Source organism: Bradyrhizobium lablabi, from assembly GCF_900141755.1.
In the GTDB taxonomy this organism is placed as follows: Bacteria; Pseudomonadota; Alphaproteobacteria; order Rhizobiales; family Xanthobacteraceae; genus Bradyrhizobium; species Bradyrhizobium lablabi_A.
In genome coordinates this window covers 4,679,845-4,695,866 of record NZ_LT670844.1, presented here as the reverse complement: position 1 = coordinate 4,695,866, position 16,022 = coordinate 4,679,845, and the positions used below count along the sequence as shown (strand labels likewise).

12 protein-coding genes are annotated in these 16,022 nt (G+C 63.0%); 10 read left to right on the top strand and 2 right to left on the bottom strand.

Features of this window, described 5'->3' with window-relative positions; all coding sequences use genetic code 11:
* Window positions 1–76 precede the first annotated feature (76 nt).
* The 7 genes from B5526_RS21800 to B5526_RS21770 all read left to right on the top strand — a co-directional run bounded on the left by B5526_RS21800 (window position 77) and on the right by B5526_RS21770 (window position 9,425).
* On the top strand, window positions 77–1,426 hold the full coding sequence (locus tag B5526_RS21800) for an MFS transporter (RefSeq protein WP_079541485.1): 1,350 nt from the start codon (window positions 77–79) through the stop codon (window positions 1,424–1,426).
* 4 nt (window positions 1,427–1,430) lie between these two features.
* Window positions 1,431–2,300 (top strand): sugar phosphate isomerase/epimerase family protein, encoded by an 870-nt coding sequence (locus B5526_RS21795; RefSeq protein ID WP_079541483.1) that lies wholly within the window; start codon window positions 1,431–1,433, stop codon window positions 2,298–2,300.
* A 134-nt stretch (window positions 2,301–2,434) separates the two neighbouring features.
* The gene (locus B5526_RS21790; RefSeq protein WP_079541481.1) at window positions 2,435–3,589 is read left to right on the top strand and encodes an iron-containing alcohol dehydrogenase; all 1,155 of its coding nucleotides are present in this window, start codon (window positions 2,435–2,437) and stop codon (window positions 3,587–3,589) included.
* A 16-nt stretch (window positions 3,590–3,605) separates the two neighbouring features.
* On the top strand, window positions 3,606–5,156 hold the full coding sequence (locus B5526_RS21785; RefSeq protein WP_079541479.1) for an AMP-binding protein: 1,551 nt from the start codon (window positions 3,606–3,608) through the stop codon (window positions 5,154–5,156).
* Between the two features lie 121 nt (window positions 5,157–5,277).
* Complete coding sequence (locus tag B5526_RS21780) at window positions 5,278–6,870, top strand: NAD-dependent malic enzyme (RefSeq protein ID WP_079541477.1); 1,593 nt, start codon at window positions 5,278–5,280, stop codon at window positions 6,868–6,870.
* Between the two features lie 161 nt (window positions 6,871–7,031).
* Window positions 7,032–8,204 (top strand): thiolase family protein, encoded by a 1,173-nt coding sequence (locus B5526_RS21775; RefSeq protein ID WP_079541475.1) that lies wholly within the window; start codon window positions 7,032–7,034, stop codon window positions 8,202–8,204.
* A gap of 390 nt (window positions 8,205–8,594) precedes the next feature.
* Window positions 8,595–9,425, top strand: a complete 831-nt coding sequence (locus tag B5526_RS21770; RefSeq protein WP_079545174.1) for a sulfite exporter TauE/SafE family protein — start codon at window positions 8,595–8,597, stop codon at window positions 9,423–9,425.
* A 51-nt stretch (window positions 9,426–9,476) separates the two neighbouring features.
* Here B5526_RS21770 and B5526_RS21765 read toward each other — a convergent pair whose 3' ends face one another.
* Both B5526_RS21765 and B5526_RS21760 read right to left on the bottom strand, forming a co-directional pair.
* Window positions 9,477–10,253 (bottom strand): SDR family oxidoreductase, encoded by a 777-nt coding sequence (locus tag B5526_RS21765; protein WP_079541473.1) that lies wholly within the window; start codon window positions 10,251–10,253, stop codon window positions 9,477–9,479.
* Window positions 10,254–10,280: 27 nt separating this feature from the next.
* Complete coding sequence (locus B5526_RS21760; RefSeq protein ID WP_079545173.1) at window positions 10,281–10,979, bottom strand: GntR family transcriptional regulator; 699 nt, start codon at window positions 10,977–10,979, stop codon at window positions 10,281–10,283.
* Window positions 10,980–11,165: 186 nt separating this feature from the next.
* On the opposite strand from B5526_RS21760, the gene B5526_RS21755 reads away from it, so the two are divergent.
* From B5526_RS21755 to B5526_RS21745, 3 genes are all read left to right on the top strand, one after another.
* Window positions 11,166–12,422: an ABC transporter substrate-binding protein gene (locus B5526_RS21755; RefSeq protein WP_079541471.1), complete on the top strand. Its 1,257-nt coding sequence runs from the start codon at window positions 11,166–11,168 to the stop codon at window positions 12,420–12,422.
* Between the two features lie 184 nt (window positions 12,423–12,606).
* Entirely contained in the window at window positions 12,607–13,485 is an 879-nt protein-coding gene (locus tag B5526_RS21750) for a branched-chain amino acid ABC transporter permease (RefSeq protein WP_079541469.1), read from the top strand.
* An 11-nt stretch (window positions 13,486–13,496) separates the two neighbouring features.
* A complete protein-coding gene (locus tag B5526_RS21745; protein ID WP_079541467.1) occupies window positions 13,497–16,016 on the top strand; it encodes a branched-chain amino acid ABC transporter ATP-binding protein/permease in 2,520 nt (839 codons plus the stop codon).
* The last annotated feature ends 6 nt before the right edge of the window (window positions 16,017–16,022 follow it).

Sequence of the window (16,022 nt, the reverse complement as noted above, 5' to 3'; positions counted from 1 at the left end):
ACGGGCTCGAACTTCGAACAGCTAAAAATCTCGAACAGCCAAAAACAAATGACAAGAGACAAAACAGGGGGAAACGATGACGGAGATGTCAGCCGATAGTGCAATGCGCTCGCGCCTGCGCGTAATACTCGCGGCCAGTGTCGGGTCGGCGCTGGAATGGTACGACTTCTTCCTGTACGGCACCGCCGCGGCGCTGGTGTTCGGCGATCTGTTCTTTCCGAAGAGCGATCCTTTGGTCGGCACGTTGCTTTCGTTCCTGACCTTCGGCGTCGGTTTTGTCGTACGGCCGCTTGGTGGGATCCTGTTCGGCATCATGGGCGACCGGTTTGGACGCAAGCCCGTGCTGGTGGCGACGCTTTTGATGATCGGTATCGGCACCACCGCGATCGGCTTGCTGCCGACCTACGCCCAAATCGGCTATTGGGCGCCGGCAATGCTGGTCGCCTTGCGCGTCGTGCAGGGGCTGGGCGCCGGCGCCGAATATGGCGGCGCGGTGATCTATCTGGTTGAGAACGCGCCAACGCATCAGCGCGGTTTCTGGGGCAGTTTCGCCCCGCTCGGCGTGTCCGTCGGCAATCTGCTCGCGGCCGGCGCGTTTGCGCTGGTGACGGTATTGCCGCGCGAGGACTTGATGTCGTGGGGCTGGCGGCTGCCATTCCTGGCGAGCTTCCTGCTCATCCTGCTCGGCATTTTCGTGCGCCTGCGGCTTGCGGAGACGCCGGTGTTCACGGAAGCCGTGGTCGCGCGCGGCAAGATCGAGCGCAATCCGGCGATGGAAGCGCTGCGCCGGCATCCGCGCAACTTCATGGTGGTGCTGGGGGCGCGGCTCGCCGAAAACGGACTGGGCTATCTGTTTCCGGTGTTCGGCCTGAACTACGTCATCAGCACGCTGGGCGTGCCGAAATCCGAAGCACTGAGCGCGCTGATGCTCGCCTTTGTCATCGAGCTGTTCGCCATTATGGGCTTTGCCGCGCTCTCCGACCGGATCGGACGGCGCCCGGTCTATATGTTCGGCGCGCTCGCCGGCATCGCCTTCGCCTTCCCGTTCTTCTGGCTGGTCGGAACCAAACAGTGGATCTGGATCGCGGTGGCCTTCATCGGCGCGCGGGCGGTGGTGACGGCGGCGATGTTCGGCCCGCAAGCGGCGTATTTCGCCGAGCTGTTCCCGCCGCAACGACGCTTTGCCGGGTTTGCGTTCGCGCGCGAATTGGGATCGCTGCTCGCAGGCGGTCCGGCGCCGTTCGTCGCTACCGCTCTGGTGGCGGCGTCCGGAAGTTGGTGGCCGGTGGCGTGCTACGCCATACTTCTCTCGGCCTGCACCGCGCTCGCGATCTGGGCCGGGCCAGAGACCTATGAGGAGAGCATCACGGTCGACAACACGTCCGATGGCTTGATGCACGCGACGGCCGTGCCGGCGCAAGCCTAACGCCGTGGCGCAGCAACTGCGCATCCTGCAGTCGCTTTGGGCGATGGAGCGGCGGCGGGCTGATCAACCGGAGTGGCCGCTGCAAACCCAGCTCGCGATGATCCGCGACGCCGGCTTCGATGGCGCCGGCGTGCGTTTCATCGATCCGGCTTTCGCGACGGAAGTGACCGATTTCCTGCGCGGGCACGGCATGATCTGGCAGGCGCAGTGCTATCCGGCCACCATCGACGATTTGAAACCGGTGCTGGAGTTGGTGACGCGGCTCGGCGCCGACCATGTCAACCTGCAGCCGAACGTGCGCCCGCACCGGATCGAGGATTGCATTCCGCTATTGGACGGCTGGCGGCGGCTGGCGGAGGAGTCCGGCGTCGCCGTGCATGTCGAGACCCATCGCGACCGCATGACCACGGATCTGTTCTTCACGCTAAGACTGTTGGAGTGCTTTCCCGACCTGCGGCTGACGGCTGACGTCTCGCATTATCTCGTCGGCCGTGAATTCGCCTGGCCGGTGGACGAGGTAAACCACGCGCTGATCCGCCGCATTCTCGATCATTCCTGGGGCATTCACGGCCGGATTGCCAGCCGCGAGCAGGTACAAATCTCGCTCGGCTTCCCACAGCACCAGGGCTGGGTCGAATTGTTCATGGGCTGGTGGGAATACGCCATCCGCTCGTGGCGGGAGCGTGCCGGCCCCGATGCGGTGTTAACCTTTCTGTGCGAACTCGGTCCGCCGCCTTACGCCATCACCGGTCCCGACGGCGCCGAATTGTCGGACCGCTGGCAAGACGCGCTGGTCATGAAGGACATGGTGCGGGCGTTGTGGCAGCGCATCATTGATGAAGAAGCGCGCGGCACAGCACGGCGCGCGCCTTAATCTCCGGTTATTCCGAGTTCTGGTGCTTCGCAGCACCGGCAATGACTGTGCTTTTTTTCGCTCCCCTCCCCGCTCCTCCTCCGCTAGATTGTCGGCAATTAACAAAACCAGATCCTCCCGGGAGGACAATCGCCGTGCATAGTGGGCGGGTCGTATTCGGCGCCATGGACGAGGTGGTCTTCGGCCGCCCGGCCGCGGAGGCTGTGGTCGCGCAGATGGACCGGCTGGGCAAGACCCGCGCGTTCCTGATGGTCAGCGGCACGCTCAACCGCGCAACCGACGCGATCGAAAAAATCCGCCACGCGCTTGGGTCGCGTTGCGTCGCGACCTTTGACGCGATGCCGGCACACACGCCCCGCGAAGCGGTGATTGCCGCGACCGAGCAGGCCCGCGCGGCCGGCGCCGATCTCATTGTCACCGTCGGCGGCGGCTCGATCACCGATGGCGCGAAAGCCGTGCAGCTTTGCCTCGCGAACAATGTTCGCAGCGTGGACGGCATCGACCCGCTGCGGACGGTCAAGGGCACGGTTCCCGCGATGACCGCGCCGAGCGTGCGCCAGATCAGCGTGCCGACCACGATTGCCGGCGGCGAGTTCAGCGCGGCCGCCGGCGTCACCAACGCGCGGACCAAGGTCAAGGAAATGCTGCGCCATCAGCTCACCATCCCGCGCGCGGTGATCCTCGATCCCGCCATCACCATGCACACCCCCGAATGGCTGTTTCTCTCGACCGGCATCCGCGCTGTCGACCATTGCGTCGAAGGCCTGTGCTCGCGCGAGACCCATCCTTACGCCGACGCGCAGGCAATGAAGGGACTTTCGATGCTCGCGCAGGCGCTGCCGCGGGTGAAGGCAAACCCCGGCGATCTCGACGCCAGAATGAATTGCCAGATCGGCACCTGGCTCTCGATGGGGGCGCTGTCCGCGGGGGTGCCGATGGGCGCGAGCCATGGCATCGGCTATGTGCTCGGCGCCGTCTACGACGTGCCGCATGGATATACCTCCTGCGTGATGCTGCCGGCAGTAATGCGCTGGAACAAGCAGGCCAATGCCGATCGGCAGGCGCTGGTCACGGAGGCGATGGGAGAACCGGGCAGGGACGCAGCCGACGTGCTGGACGCGTTCATCCGCGGCCTCGGCCTGCCACGCAGCCTGCAGGATGTCCGGATCGGCCCCGAACATTTCGGCCGCATCGCGGAAGCTGCGATGAAAACTCCGTGGGTCCCGCGCAACCCGCGCAAGATCGATTCTCCCGCGCAGGTCCGCGAAATCCTGCTTCTGGCCGCATAACAACCCTGGAGCCACGATGTACACCGGCAAGCATGCCCATCTCCGTCCGCTGCAGCCCGCCTTCATCATGGCTGAAACCGGCGAGACCGTGACCTATGCCGAATTGGAGGCGCGCAGCAATCGCCTGGCTCATTTGTTGCGCCATCGCGGCCTGAAGCGGCTGGATCACTACGCGATCTTCATGGAGAACAACAACCGCTACCTCGAAGCCTGCGGCGCGGGCGAGCGGTCCGGACTTTATTATACGTGTGTGAATTCGTATCTGACGGCAAGCGAGCTGGCTTACATCGTCAACAACAGCGAATCCCGCATCCTCATCACCTCCCTCGCAAAGCTTGATATTGCGCGTGAGGCGCTGAAAGAATGCCCGAAAGTCGAGCTCTGCATCGTGGCCAACGGCGCGAGCGAAAGCGACCGCATCGTTGGCCTTGACGAAGCCACGCGCGCCCTGCCCAAGACGCCGATCGCAGACGAGTGCATCGGCACTGCGATGCTTTATTCGTCGGGCACCACCGGCCGGCCGAAGGGGATTCTACGGCCGCTGGCCGAGCAGCCGCCGGTGCAGCAGATGGCACTGTTCGACTTCCTGGAAAAACTTTGGCTCTACCGCGAGGGAATGATCTATCTGTCGCCGGCGCCGCTCTATCATTCGGCGCCGCAGGCCGCCGTCAATCTGACCATCCGCGTCGGCGGCACCGCCATTATCATGGAGCATTTCGATCCCGAACGTTATCTCGCGCTGGTCGAGAAATGGGGTGTCACCCACAGCCAATTGGTGCCGACGATGTTTTCGCGGATGTTGAAACTGCCGGAGCCAACGCGAAAGCGCTACGACCTCTCATCCCTCGAGGTCGTGATCCACGCCGCGGCGCCCTGTCCGTCGATGGTGAAAGACGACATGATCAAATGGTGGGGCCCGATCATCCACGAATATTACGGCGCCACCGAAGGCCTCGGCTTTACCGCATGCAATAGCACCGAATGGCTCGCGCACCGGGGCACCGTGGGCAAGGTTTTGCTCGGCGACCTCCACATTCTCGATGAGAACCTAAAACCCTGCCCGGTCGGCACGCCCGGCACGGTCTGGTTCAAGACCGCAACGGCGTTCGAATATTTCAACGATCCGAACAAGACCCAGGAGGCGCGCTCACCCGACGGCAGCATGAGCACGGTCGGCGACGTCGGATATGTCGACGAGGACGGCTATCTCTATCTGACCGACCGCGCGACCTTCATGATCATCTCCGGCGGCGTCAACATCTATCCGCAGGAATGCGAGAATCTGCTGATCACCCATCCCAAGATCGCGGACGCCGCCGTGTTCGGCGTTCCCAATCCCGATCTCGGCGAGGAAGTGAAAGCGGTGGTGCAGCCGATGCCCGGAGTTTTGCCGGGGCCCGATCTCGCGCAGGAGCTGATCTCATTCTGCGGCGAAAAACTGTCGCGCCAAAAGGTGCCGCGGTCGATCGATTTTGAACATGAGCTGCCGCGGCTGCCCACCGGCAAGCTCTACAAGAGGCTGCTGCGCGACCGCTATTGGGGCAACAAGACGTCCAGGATCGTATGAGGGATTAGCAATTGTTTGGACGTGCAATGGATAAACCAGTCGATCAACCGGCTTTGGGGGAAATGCGATGAGTGTTCCAGTCTCCGTGAGCGCTGGCTCACCCTCTGATTTGCCGCGCGGCATGGCGCTGTTGCGCGATCCCTTGTTGAACAAGGGCACCGCTTTCACCGAGGAGGAACGCGACGCGCTCGGATTGCGCGGCTTCTTGCCCGCGCATGTGTTTTCGATGCAGGCCCAGGCCGATCGGGTGATGGCCAACCTGCGCGGTCTGACCAGTGACCTTGCAAAATACGTGGCGCTCAACGAGCTGCACGACCGCAATGAGGCGCTGTTCTTCCGGGTCGTCAGCGACAACATCGATGAGATCCAGCCGCTGATCTACACGCCGACGGTCGGGCTCGCCTGCCAACGGTTCGGCTACATCTTCCAGAGACCGCGTGGTCTGTTCATCGGACCCAACGATCGCGGGCACATCGCCGAACTCCTTAACAACTGGCCCTATCCGGCAAAGCTCATCGTCGTCACCGACGGCGAACGTATCCTTGGCCTCGGCGACCTCGGCGCCAACGGCATGGGCATTCCGGTCGGAAAGCTCTCGCTTTATTCCGCATGCGCCGGCGTTCACCCGGAACTCTGCCTGCCGGTGATGCTGGACGTCGGCACCAACAACGAAGCCCTGCTGAACGATCCCTATTACATTGGCCTGCGCCAGCGACGGCTGGGCGGCGCGGCCTATGACGAACTGGTTGACGAATTCATGACCGCCGCACGCGAGGTTTTTCCCGGCGTGCTGATTCAGTTCGAGGATTTTGCCAATCATTCGGCGTTCCGGCTGCTGCAGAAATATCGCGACAAGGCCTGCGTCTTCAACGACGACATCCAGGGAACGGCTGCGGTCGCGCTCGCGGGCCTGCTGTCGGCCCTGCGCGCGACCGGCGGCAATCTGAATGATCAGAGATTGCTGTTCCTGGGTGCAGGCGAAGCCGCGACTGGCATCGCCGATCTCGTGGTGTCGGCGATGATGGCGCAAGGCGCTTCCGAAGCCGAGGCGTTGCGGCGCAACTGGCTTGTGGATTCGCGCGGCCTGGTGGTGAAGAATCGTCCAGGCCTTAGCGAGCACAAACTTCGCTACGCCCATGAGCAGGCGCCGATCGGCGACTTCCTGACCGCGATCCGCACGCTCAAGCCGACGGCGATCATCGGCGTCGCGGCGGTCGGTGGCGCCTTCACGCCGGAGGTGCTGCAGGCCATGACCGAAATCAACGATCGGCCGATCGTGTTCGCGCTGTCCAATCCAACCTCGAAGTCAGAATGCTCCGCCGAGGAGGCTTACCGCCATACGGAGGGTCGCGCGCTGTTCGCCTGCGGCAGCCCGTACGATCCGGTGCAGCTCAACGGCAAGACGCTGGTGCCGCGCCAGGGCAACAATTCCTACATCTTCCCCGGCGTCGGCCTTGGCGCGATCGCGAGCGGCGCACGATTGGTGACCGACGAGATGTTCATGGCCGCCGCCTATACGCTGGCGCACCTTGTCGACGAAGCCGACATTCTTCAGGGCAGTCTTTATCCGGCGCTGCCGCGGATTCGCGAGGTCTCGGCGCATATCGGAGCTGCGGTTGCCGAGGTGGCTTACCGGCGCGGCCTTGCCACCGGCCACGTGCCCAATGATCTGATCGGCCACGTTCAGTCGCAGATGTACGACCCGCATTACTAGAGGACACGGGCAGGCCCGGCTCAGAAAGAGCGGAGGCAACCTGTAATTCCACCAGCCGGAAAGCTTAAGGCCCGGGCGGTATTTTCATTACCCCGGTGAAAACTATATACGACCACAGTTTCGGCAGGGCATAATCGCCACTTCAAAGGGAGAACAAAAACATGCGTGAAGCCGTCATTGTTTCTTATGCCCGTACCGGGCTCGCGAAATCCGGCCGCGGCGGATTCAACATCACCCCGCCGATGTCGATAGCGGCGCACGCCATCAAGCACGCCGTCGAGCGCGCCGGCGTCGAGAAGGATTATGTCGAGGATTGCTATCTCGGCAATTGCGCCCACGGCGCGCCCAATATCGGCCGTCAGGCCGCGCTGCTCGCAGGCATGCCGAAATCGACCGCCGGCGTGTCAGTGAACCGTTTCTGCTCGTCCGGGCTGCAGACCATCGCGATGGCGGCCAACTCGATCCGCTCGGATGGCGCCGATTGCATCGTTGCCGGCGGCGTCGAAAGCATCTCGATCCCCGGCGGCGGCTCGCCGAAGGAATCGATTGATCCGGAACTGCTCAAGACCGCGCCCGACATCTTCATGGCCATGATCGACACCGCCGATATCGTCGCCGAGCGTTACAAGCTCAGCCGCGAATACCAGGACGAGTACTCGCTGGAATCGCAGCGCCGCATGGCCGCGGCCCAGCAGGCCAACAAGTTCAAGGACGAAATCGTCCCGATGAAGACCAAGATGAAATTGGTCGACAAGGTCACAAAAGCCGAGAGCATCGTCGACTATGTCGTCGACCGCGACGAGTGCAACCGGCCCGACACCACGATGGAGGGCCTTGCCAAGCTCGAACCGGTAAAAGGTCCCGGCAAATACATCACGGCCGGCAATGCCAGCCAATTGTCTGACGGTGCGGCAGCCGTGGTGCTGATGGAAGCGAAAGATGCCGAAAAGCGCGGCCTCGAGCCGCTCGGCCGCTTCGTGGCTTGGGCTGCGGCAGGCTGCGAGCCTGACGAGATGGGCATCGGTCCGGTGTTCGCGGTGCCAAAACTGTTGAAGCGGCAGGGCCTGAAGATCGACGATATCGATCTGTGGGAACTCAACGAGGCATTTGCCAGCCAGTGCCTGTATTCCCGCGACCAGCTCGGCATCGATCCGGAAAAATACAACGTCAATGGCGGCTCGATCGCCATCGGTCATCCCTTCGGGATGACCGGCGCCCGATTGACCGGCCACCTCCTGCAGGAGGGACGGCGGCGCAAGGCCAAATGGGGCGTGGTGACGATGTGCATCGGCGGCGGCCAGGGCGGCGCCGGTCTGTTCGAGATCTATCACTGAGCCAAGGCACTTCAGCCGGCACAGACATGTGCTGAGTCATCCGGATACCGGCAGCGCGGCGAGCCATCGCCGCGCTGTTTTGGTACGCGCTGCCTCAAAAGCGTCCGCGGCAGGTAGCGCGTCTGATTTATGCCTAAAATTAGCGCGAAAATGGAACGGGGAACGCTGAGGGCGCCGATTCCGCCGCATCTCGGCTGGCTGGGAAAAATCTCCACCAAATCCTGATCGACGCAAGGAACTTTCTTTTTTCTCCCGCGCTATTGCCGTGGTCAGAAGGTTGATCCTACCTGACAGTATCTGGACGGTATGGACGGGCGCGTGGCGCTCGGGCCGAACAACGAAGGAACTCTTGGCGATGGCCAATCTGCTGCTCAGGCCCGGTCGGTATCCGTGATTGATCCCCTCTATGTTGCTTCGGGTTTCGGCGTCGGTCTTCTGGTCGGCATGACCGGTGTGGGCGGCGGCTCGCTGATGACGCCGCTATTGATCCTTTTGTTCGGCATCCATCCATCGACCGCAGTCGGCACCGATCTGCTCTACGCCTCCGCCACCAAGGTCGGCGGCAGTGTCGTGCACGGCTTTGCACGCAGCATCCACTGGCCGGCGGTGCTTCGCTTGGCCAGCGGCAGCATTCCGGCCAGCATCCTGACCATGTTGGTGCTGTGGCAGCTCGAGCTCAACGGCGAGGCCGGACGCAGCCTCGTCAACATCGTGCTGTGCTTTGCGCTGATCCTCACCGCCTCATCGCTGATATTCCGCAAGACCGTGCTGGAGCAGCTGCGCTGGCGCATGGAGCGGCTCGACGCCCGCACCATCGGGCGATTGACGGTGCTGGTCGGCGTACTGCTCGGCGTGCTGGTCTCGATTTCATCGGTCGGCGCCGGCGCGGTCGGCGTGACCGCGCTGCTGTTGCTTTACCCGCAACTGCCGATGGCGCGCATCGTCGGCTCCGACATCGCGCATGCGGTGCCGTTGACGCTGGTCGCCGGCATCGGCCACTGGGCGATGGGCGCGATCGATTGGCATCTGATGAGCGTGCTGCTGATGGGCTCGCTCCCCGGCATCGTAATCGGCAGCTATTTCGCGACCCGCGTGCCGGAAACCGCGCTGCGGCTGATCCTGGCGGTGACGCTGATCCTGGTCGCTACCAAGATCGGGGCCAGCGAATGGAACAATGCGGTTTCGATCGTCGGAGCGGTCGCTCAGACCACGGCGCGCTGACGGGCGGCTGGAGAGCAGCGCAGCGCGTCCACCAAGCGCCGGATTACTCCCCTATCCGAGCATCTGCGTATCGCCGCAGATCGAGATGGCTTGCCCGGAAATCGTTTTGCCGCGCGGGCTGCACATGAACAGAATCTGATCGGCGATCTGCTCCGGCGTCACATAGTCCTTGATCGAGGTATAGGAAAACGCCGTGCGCTCCATCTCGGCATAGGAAATCCCGCGCTGCTGCGCTTTTGCCTCGAGCACGCGGCGCTGGCGGTCGCCGGCGACAAGGCCCGGCAATATCGCATTGACGCGGATATTGTCCGGCCCGAGCTCGATCGACAGCGATTTTGTCAGTCCGATCACGCCCCATTTCGCCGCCGCATAGGGCGTGCGCATCGCAAAGCCAACCCGCCCCGCAGCCGAGGAGATGTTGACGATCGAGGCGTTCTTGCTTTGGCGTAGCAACGGCACCGCGAGCCGGGTGCAGTTGAACTGCCCGGTGAGGCAAATTTCCAGGCAGCGGTCCCAATCTTCCGGGTTCATCTCCTCGACTTTCGCCGTCGGCCCGGCGATGCCGGCATTGTTGACGAGCACGTCGAGGCCACCGAGCTTTGCGGTCGCCTCCGCGAACAGCTTTTTCACGGCTGATCGGTCCGAGACGTCGCACGGCGTCGAGGTGATCGTGGGATCGCTTGCCGCCAGCGCGGAAAGCGCCATCTCATCAACGTCGCAGGTGTGAACTTTTGCGCCTTCGCTTGCAAAGCGGCGCGCGATCGCAAGTCCGATGCCGTTGGCGCCGGCGGTGACCAGCACGCGCAAACCCTTGATGTCGAGATCCATGTTCGCTCCGGGATGTCCTTTGAAAAATCAGCCGGCGAGACCGCCGCGGGAAAGGATGAAGTCGGCGGCGCCCGTGATATCATTGGCTATTCCGCCCTGCGCCGCCGCAGCGTTACCGGCGGCGATGGCGCTCCGCACATCGCCGTGAAACCGGATCGCATCGCCCTTCGCCAATCGTTCGGGATTGGCGCGCAGATCGAGATTGATTACCGGGCCTGCCTTCAGCCAGAGCGCGCGGATGATCTCCACCAGGATCGGCGAATGCGCCGCTTCATAGACCGCGAAGTGAAAAGTCTTGTTGAGCTCGACCGCGCGCGGCAAATCGGGCGCAGCCTGCTCGCTTTCCGCCCGCATCGCCGCTTCCGCGCGCGCGATCGAGGCGAGGTCGCGCTTGTCACGATGCTGGGCCGCCTGCGCCGCCGCATGGCCCTCGATCGCGATACGCACCTTGGTGAGATCGCGAAATTGCGCGGCCGACATCAGGGGCACCCGCACTGCGCGGTTCGGCGTCACTTCGAGCGCCTTGTCGGCGACCAGCCGCGACACCGCCTCGCGCACGGGCATGATGGAGACGCCGAGCACGTCGGCGGCCGCGCGCAACGATAATTTCTCGCCCGGCGCCAGCCGGCCGGATATCAGCAGATCGGCGAGTTTTGCGTAGGCGCGCTCGCCCAGCGTCTGACGATCGAGCGGCGCGACCAGATTGAGCGCGGCGGGCAAATTCAACGCCAGATCTCCATGCACATCGCGAAATGTCGAGAGAGGACTCGACAACACCTCCGCCTTTTGCAACTCTAACTGTGATCACAGATCACGGCAAGCGGGAGCAAAGCGCCGCTCCAAGAGGCGTAGCGTCTGCCGGAAAATAAAACAGCCGCGATCCGCGCGGCCGACCCAGGGAGACGAAGGCTGATGTCAGACCACCATCAATTCACGCGCCGCGGCCTGCTCAAGACCGCCGGCGGCATCGCGCTCGTGTCGGGCATTTCCGCGCCGGCGATTTTGCGCGCGCAGACCACCGACGTGATCAAAATAGGCCATTTGACGCCGCGCACCGGGTTTCTCGGGCCGCTCGGCGAATATGCCGTGATGGCGGTCGATCTCGCGGTCGAAGAGATCAATGCGTCAGGCGGCATGATGGGACGCAAGGTCGAGGTGCTGAAAGAGGATTCGGTCAACCCGCAGACCGCTTCGACCAAGGCCGAGCGCATGATCGAGCGCGACAAGGTCGCCTGCATTATCGGCGAGATTTCTTCCGCCTCGTGCCTGACCATCGCGCAGGTCGCGCAGCGCAACAAGGTGCTTTACATCAACACCGGCGGCAATTCGGACGCGCTGCGCGGTTCCGATTGCAAGCGCTACATGTTCCACGTCGAATCGCAGAATTCGATGTATGTCAAAACCGTCGGCCGCTCGTTCCTGCGCGACGGTCTGGTCAAGGGCAAGAAGTGGTATTCGCTAACGGCCGACTATGCGTTCGGTCACGACCTCCTAAAAGTTTCAAAACGCTTCATGGAAGCCAATGGCGGCAATTTCGCCGGCGACGATCTGGTCCCGACCGATGCCACCGACTTTTCGGCTTATCTCCTGAAAATTCGCGAAGCAAAACCCGATCTGGTCGTGATCAACCTCGCCGGCAACCAGATCACCAACTTCCTCAAGCAATATGCCGAGTTCGGCCTGACTTTTCCGGTGGGCGGTTTTGGTTTCGACACGGCGCTCGCCTGGGCGGCAGGCAAGGGCAATTTCGTCGGCACCTGGCCGGTGGTCTGGCATCATCTGCTCGACACGCCCGGCACCAAGGCATTCGTGGCGACCTTCACCAAGAAATATTCCAAGCCGCCGGAGAACCAGGCCTGGGGCGACTACATCGCCACCAAGATCGTGGCGCAGACCGTCAATGAACTGAAATCAACCGATTCGACAGCGATCATCGAGCATTTCGAAAAAGGTGCAAAATTCGATCTGCTCAAGACACGACCGGGCTATTTCCGCGCCTCGGATCACCAATTGATGCATGAGATGTACGCGGTCACCGCGCTGCCCGCCGACAAGATCAAGAACCAGTGGGACATTTTTACTTCGAGCCCGGCGGTGCCGGGTCCGAACGAAGATCTCGAAGTGATTGCCGCCACCAAGGAAGAGAACAGTTGCACGTTCCCGACTTGATCGGTTGATAACGAACCGTCCGTTTTCCCGTCATTGCGAGGAGCGAAGCGACGAAGCAATCCATCTACCCCGGTATTCCACCTCTGGATTGCTTCGCGGAGCCCGTCATCGGGCGGCGCTTCGCGCCGACCCGTTGGCTCACAATGACCGCTTCTGATCCGTCGTCTTGCCGGGGGCCAAATCCATGTCCGCCATGTTGTTAGCGCAGCAAATCCTCAACGGGCTGCTTGACGGCGTCTATTATCTGCTGATCGCGCTCGGCCTGTCGCTGATCTTCTCGCTCGGCGGCATCGTCAATCTCGCCCATGGCGCGTTCTATGCGATTGGCGCCTATCTCACGCTGGTACTTTCGCCCTATCTCGGCTTCGGCGGCGCTTTCGTGGCGGCGCCGGTCGCGGTTGCCCTGCTCGGCATGGTGGTCGAACGCACGCTGTTCCGCCGCTTCTATCGTTCCGATCCGATCCTCTCGCTGTTGATGACCTTCGGCCTCGCCATGGTGGCCGAGCAAGTGTTGCGCATGATTTTTGGCGCGCCGCCATTGTCCTATTCGATCCCGCCCCCGCTGCGTGGTCAGGTCGCGATCGGCAGTTTTATCTATTCGTTCTACCGCGTCGTGCTGCTCGGCATCGCCGCTACTTGCATTGCCGGGCTGTGGCTGCTGCTGCAAAAAACTTCCTTCGGTCGCGTGGTGCGCGCCGGCGTGCAGAACCCGGACATGGTCGGCGCGCTCGGCATTTCGCTGCAGCCTTATATGTCGGCGGTGGCAGCGCTCGGCATCGGGCTTGCGGGGCTCGCCGGCGTATTGTTGGCGCCGATCTATTCGATCCATCCGGCGATGGGTCAGGAAATCATCACGCCGGCCTTCGTCGTCGTGGTGATCGGCGGCCTCGGCTCGTTCTGGGGCGTGGTGGCTGCGGCGCTGCTGGTCGGTCTCGTCAAGGGCGTCATGGTCGGCATCGGCTATTCCGCGGCTTCGACCGCGGCGATCTATCTCCTGATGCTGTTGGTGCTGCTGTTCCGGCCGCGCGGCCTGTTCGGCGAGCGCATCTTGCGGTTCGAGTGAGGCGCGGCGAGATGTGGAAGCGCCTGCCGATTCCTTTGCTGATTGCCGCGCTCGGGCTGTTGGTGCTGCCGCCGGTGCTGCTGGCGCTCGGCCTCACCATGACCTCGGCCACCGAAGTCGTCACGTACGCGATCGCCTGCATGGCGCTGAACATCCTGGTCGGGCATACCGGCCTGGTGTCATTCGGCCATGGCGCCTGGTTTGGGCTGGCCGCCTATGCGGCGGCGCTGCTGCAGCGCAACTGGATGCATGATTCGTTCTTCGGTCCGGTCATCGCGGGCGTGCTGATCGTGGCCATCGTCGCGGGGGCGTTCGGGTTTCTGATCCTGCGACGGCGCGGCGTGTATTTTTCGCTGCTGACGCTGGCGCTGTCGGCGATGCTGTACGCGGTGTCGTTTCGCTGGACCGAGGTCACCGGTGGCGAGAACGGGCTTGGCGGCATCACCCGGCCGACGCTACTCGGTTTTAACCTGGAATCGTCGACCGACTATTATTGGCTGGTCGCCCTGATTGCGATGCTGGTGCTGATCCTGTTATGGCGCTTCCATAATTCGACCGTCGGCAGCGTGCTGGTGGCGATCCGCGAGAACGAGCAGCGTGCACGTTTCCTCGGCTATCCGACCAACCGCTACAAGCTGCTCGCCTTCGTGCTGTCGGCGTCGATCACCGGGCTTGCCGGCATCCTGCTGCTCTACCAGAACCGCATGACCTCGGCCGATCCGATCTCGGTATCGTTCTCCGGCGATCTCCTGGCGATGGTCGTGATCGGCGGCATGCGCAGTTTTCTGGGCCCCGCGCTCGGCGCGCTGTTCTTTATTCTTTTCCGCGAATTCTTGGGCATCTACACCGAGAACTGGCTGTTCTGGTTCGGCCTCGTCTTCGTCGCCTTCATCGTATTCTCGCCGACCGGCCTCGTCGGCGTCGGCGAACGGCTGATCGCGCCCTTCCGCAAGCGGACCACCGAGGATGCCGCGATGTCGGCGCGCCGCATCGAGGTGCTGCCGCTGCCGGAATTTTTGCGGCCCGAATCCCACGTCGACGGCGCGGTGCTTTCCGCCCGCCACATCGTCAAGAGTTTTGGCGGCATCCGCGCGGTGCAGGGCATCGACATCTCGATCGCCGACCGCACCCTGCATGCGTTGATCGGCCCCAATGGCGCCGGCAAGACCACGGCGTTCAATCTGTTGTCCGGCATGTATGCCCCGGATGAGGGCGCGGTGTCGCTGATGGGCCTGCCGATCGCAGGCCACGCCCCGGAGGAGATCGCAAGCGCCGGCATCGGCCGCTCATTCCAGATCACCAATCTGTTTCCCTCGCTCAGCGTCGGCGAAAACATCCGCCTTGCCGTGCAGGCGCGGCATCCGCGCCGCTTCGATCCCCTCACCAGCGCGTTGTCGATCGATGCGATCAATGCCGAAACCGATGCGACGATCCGCTATCTCGGCCTTGCCGGCATCGAAAAGGCCGAAGCGGGTATGTTGTCCTATGGCGGCCAGCGGTTGCTCGACATGGGCGTCGCGCTCGCGACCGCTCCCCGCGTGCTGTTATTGGACGAGCCGCTCGCAGGCTTAGCCGCGGCGGAACGCGAGCGGATCGGCGCGATCATAAAACGCATCTCGTCCGATCTGCCGGTGCTTCTGGTCGAACACGACATCGACCGGGTGTTTCAGCTCGCCGATCAGGTCACGGTGATGAACGAAGGCCGGGTGCTGCTCGACGGTTCCGTCGAGGACGCGCGCGCGAGCCCGGAGGTGCAGGCGGTCTATATCGGCTCCGGCGCGACTGAAGTCGCCGCGCGCCCGCGCGAGACCGCCGCTCGTATCAACGCGCTGCTGACCGCAGCGCATGTCGATACGTTTTACGGCAAGAGCCATATTCTCACCGATGTGAATTTTGTTCTCCATGAAAACGAGATCATCGCGCTGCTGGGACGCAACGGCGCCGGCAAGTCGACGCTGCTCAAGACGTTGATCGGCATCGCGCCGGCCTCGAACGGGTCGATCAAACTCGCCGACCACGAATTGATCGGGCTCTCTTCCGCCGAGCACGCCCGCCTCGGCATCGGCTACGTGCCGCAGGGCCGCGGCCTGTTCGCCGGAATGAGCGTCGAACAAAATCTCGAGCTCGGCGCATTGAAGCGCCAGACCGGCAATGGCGTGCACTGGACGCGCGAGCGCATCTACGAATATTTCCCACGGATTCGTGAGCGGCTCGATAGCCCCGCCGATTATCTCTCCGGCGGCGAGCAGCAGATGGTCGCGGTGGCCCGCGCGCTGTCCGGCGACGTGCGGGTGTTGCTGCTCGACGAACCGTTCGAAGGCCTGGCGCCGACGGTCGTCGAGCAATTGTTCGAGACTTTCGATCGCCTGCGCAAGGAAATCGCCATCATTATCGTCGATCACAATCTCGACCTGGCGCTGGCATTATCGGATACCACGGTGGCGCTGGAGCGCGGCCGGGTGATTCATGAGGGCCCGTCCAGGGATTTGCGGGATAATCTCGAACTGCGCCGCAAGGTGCTTTGGCTGTGAGGAAGA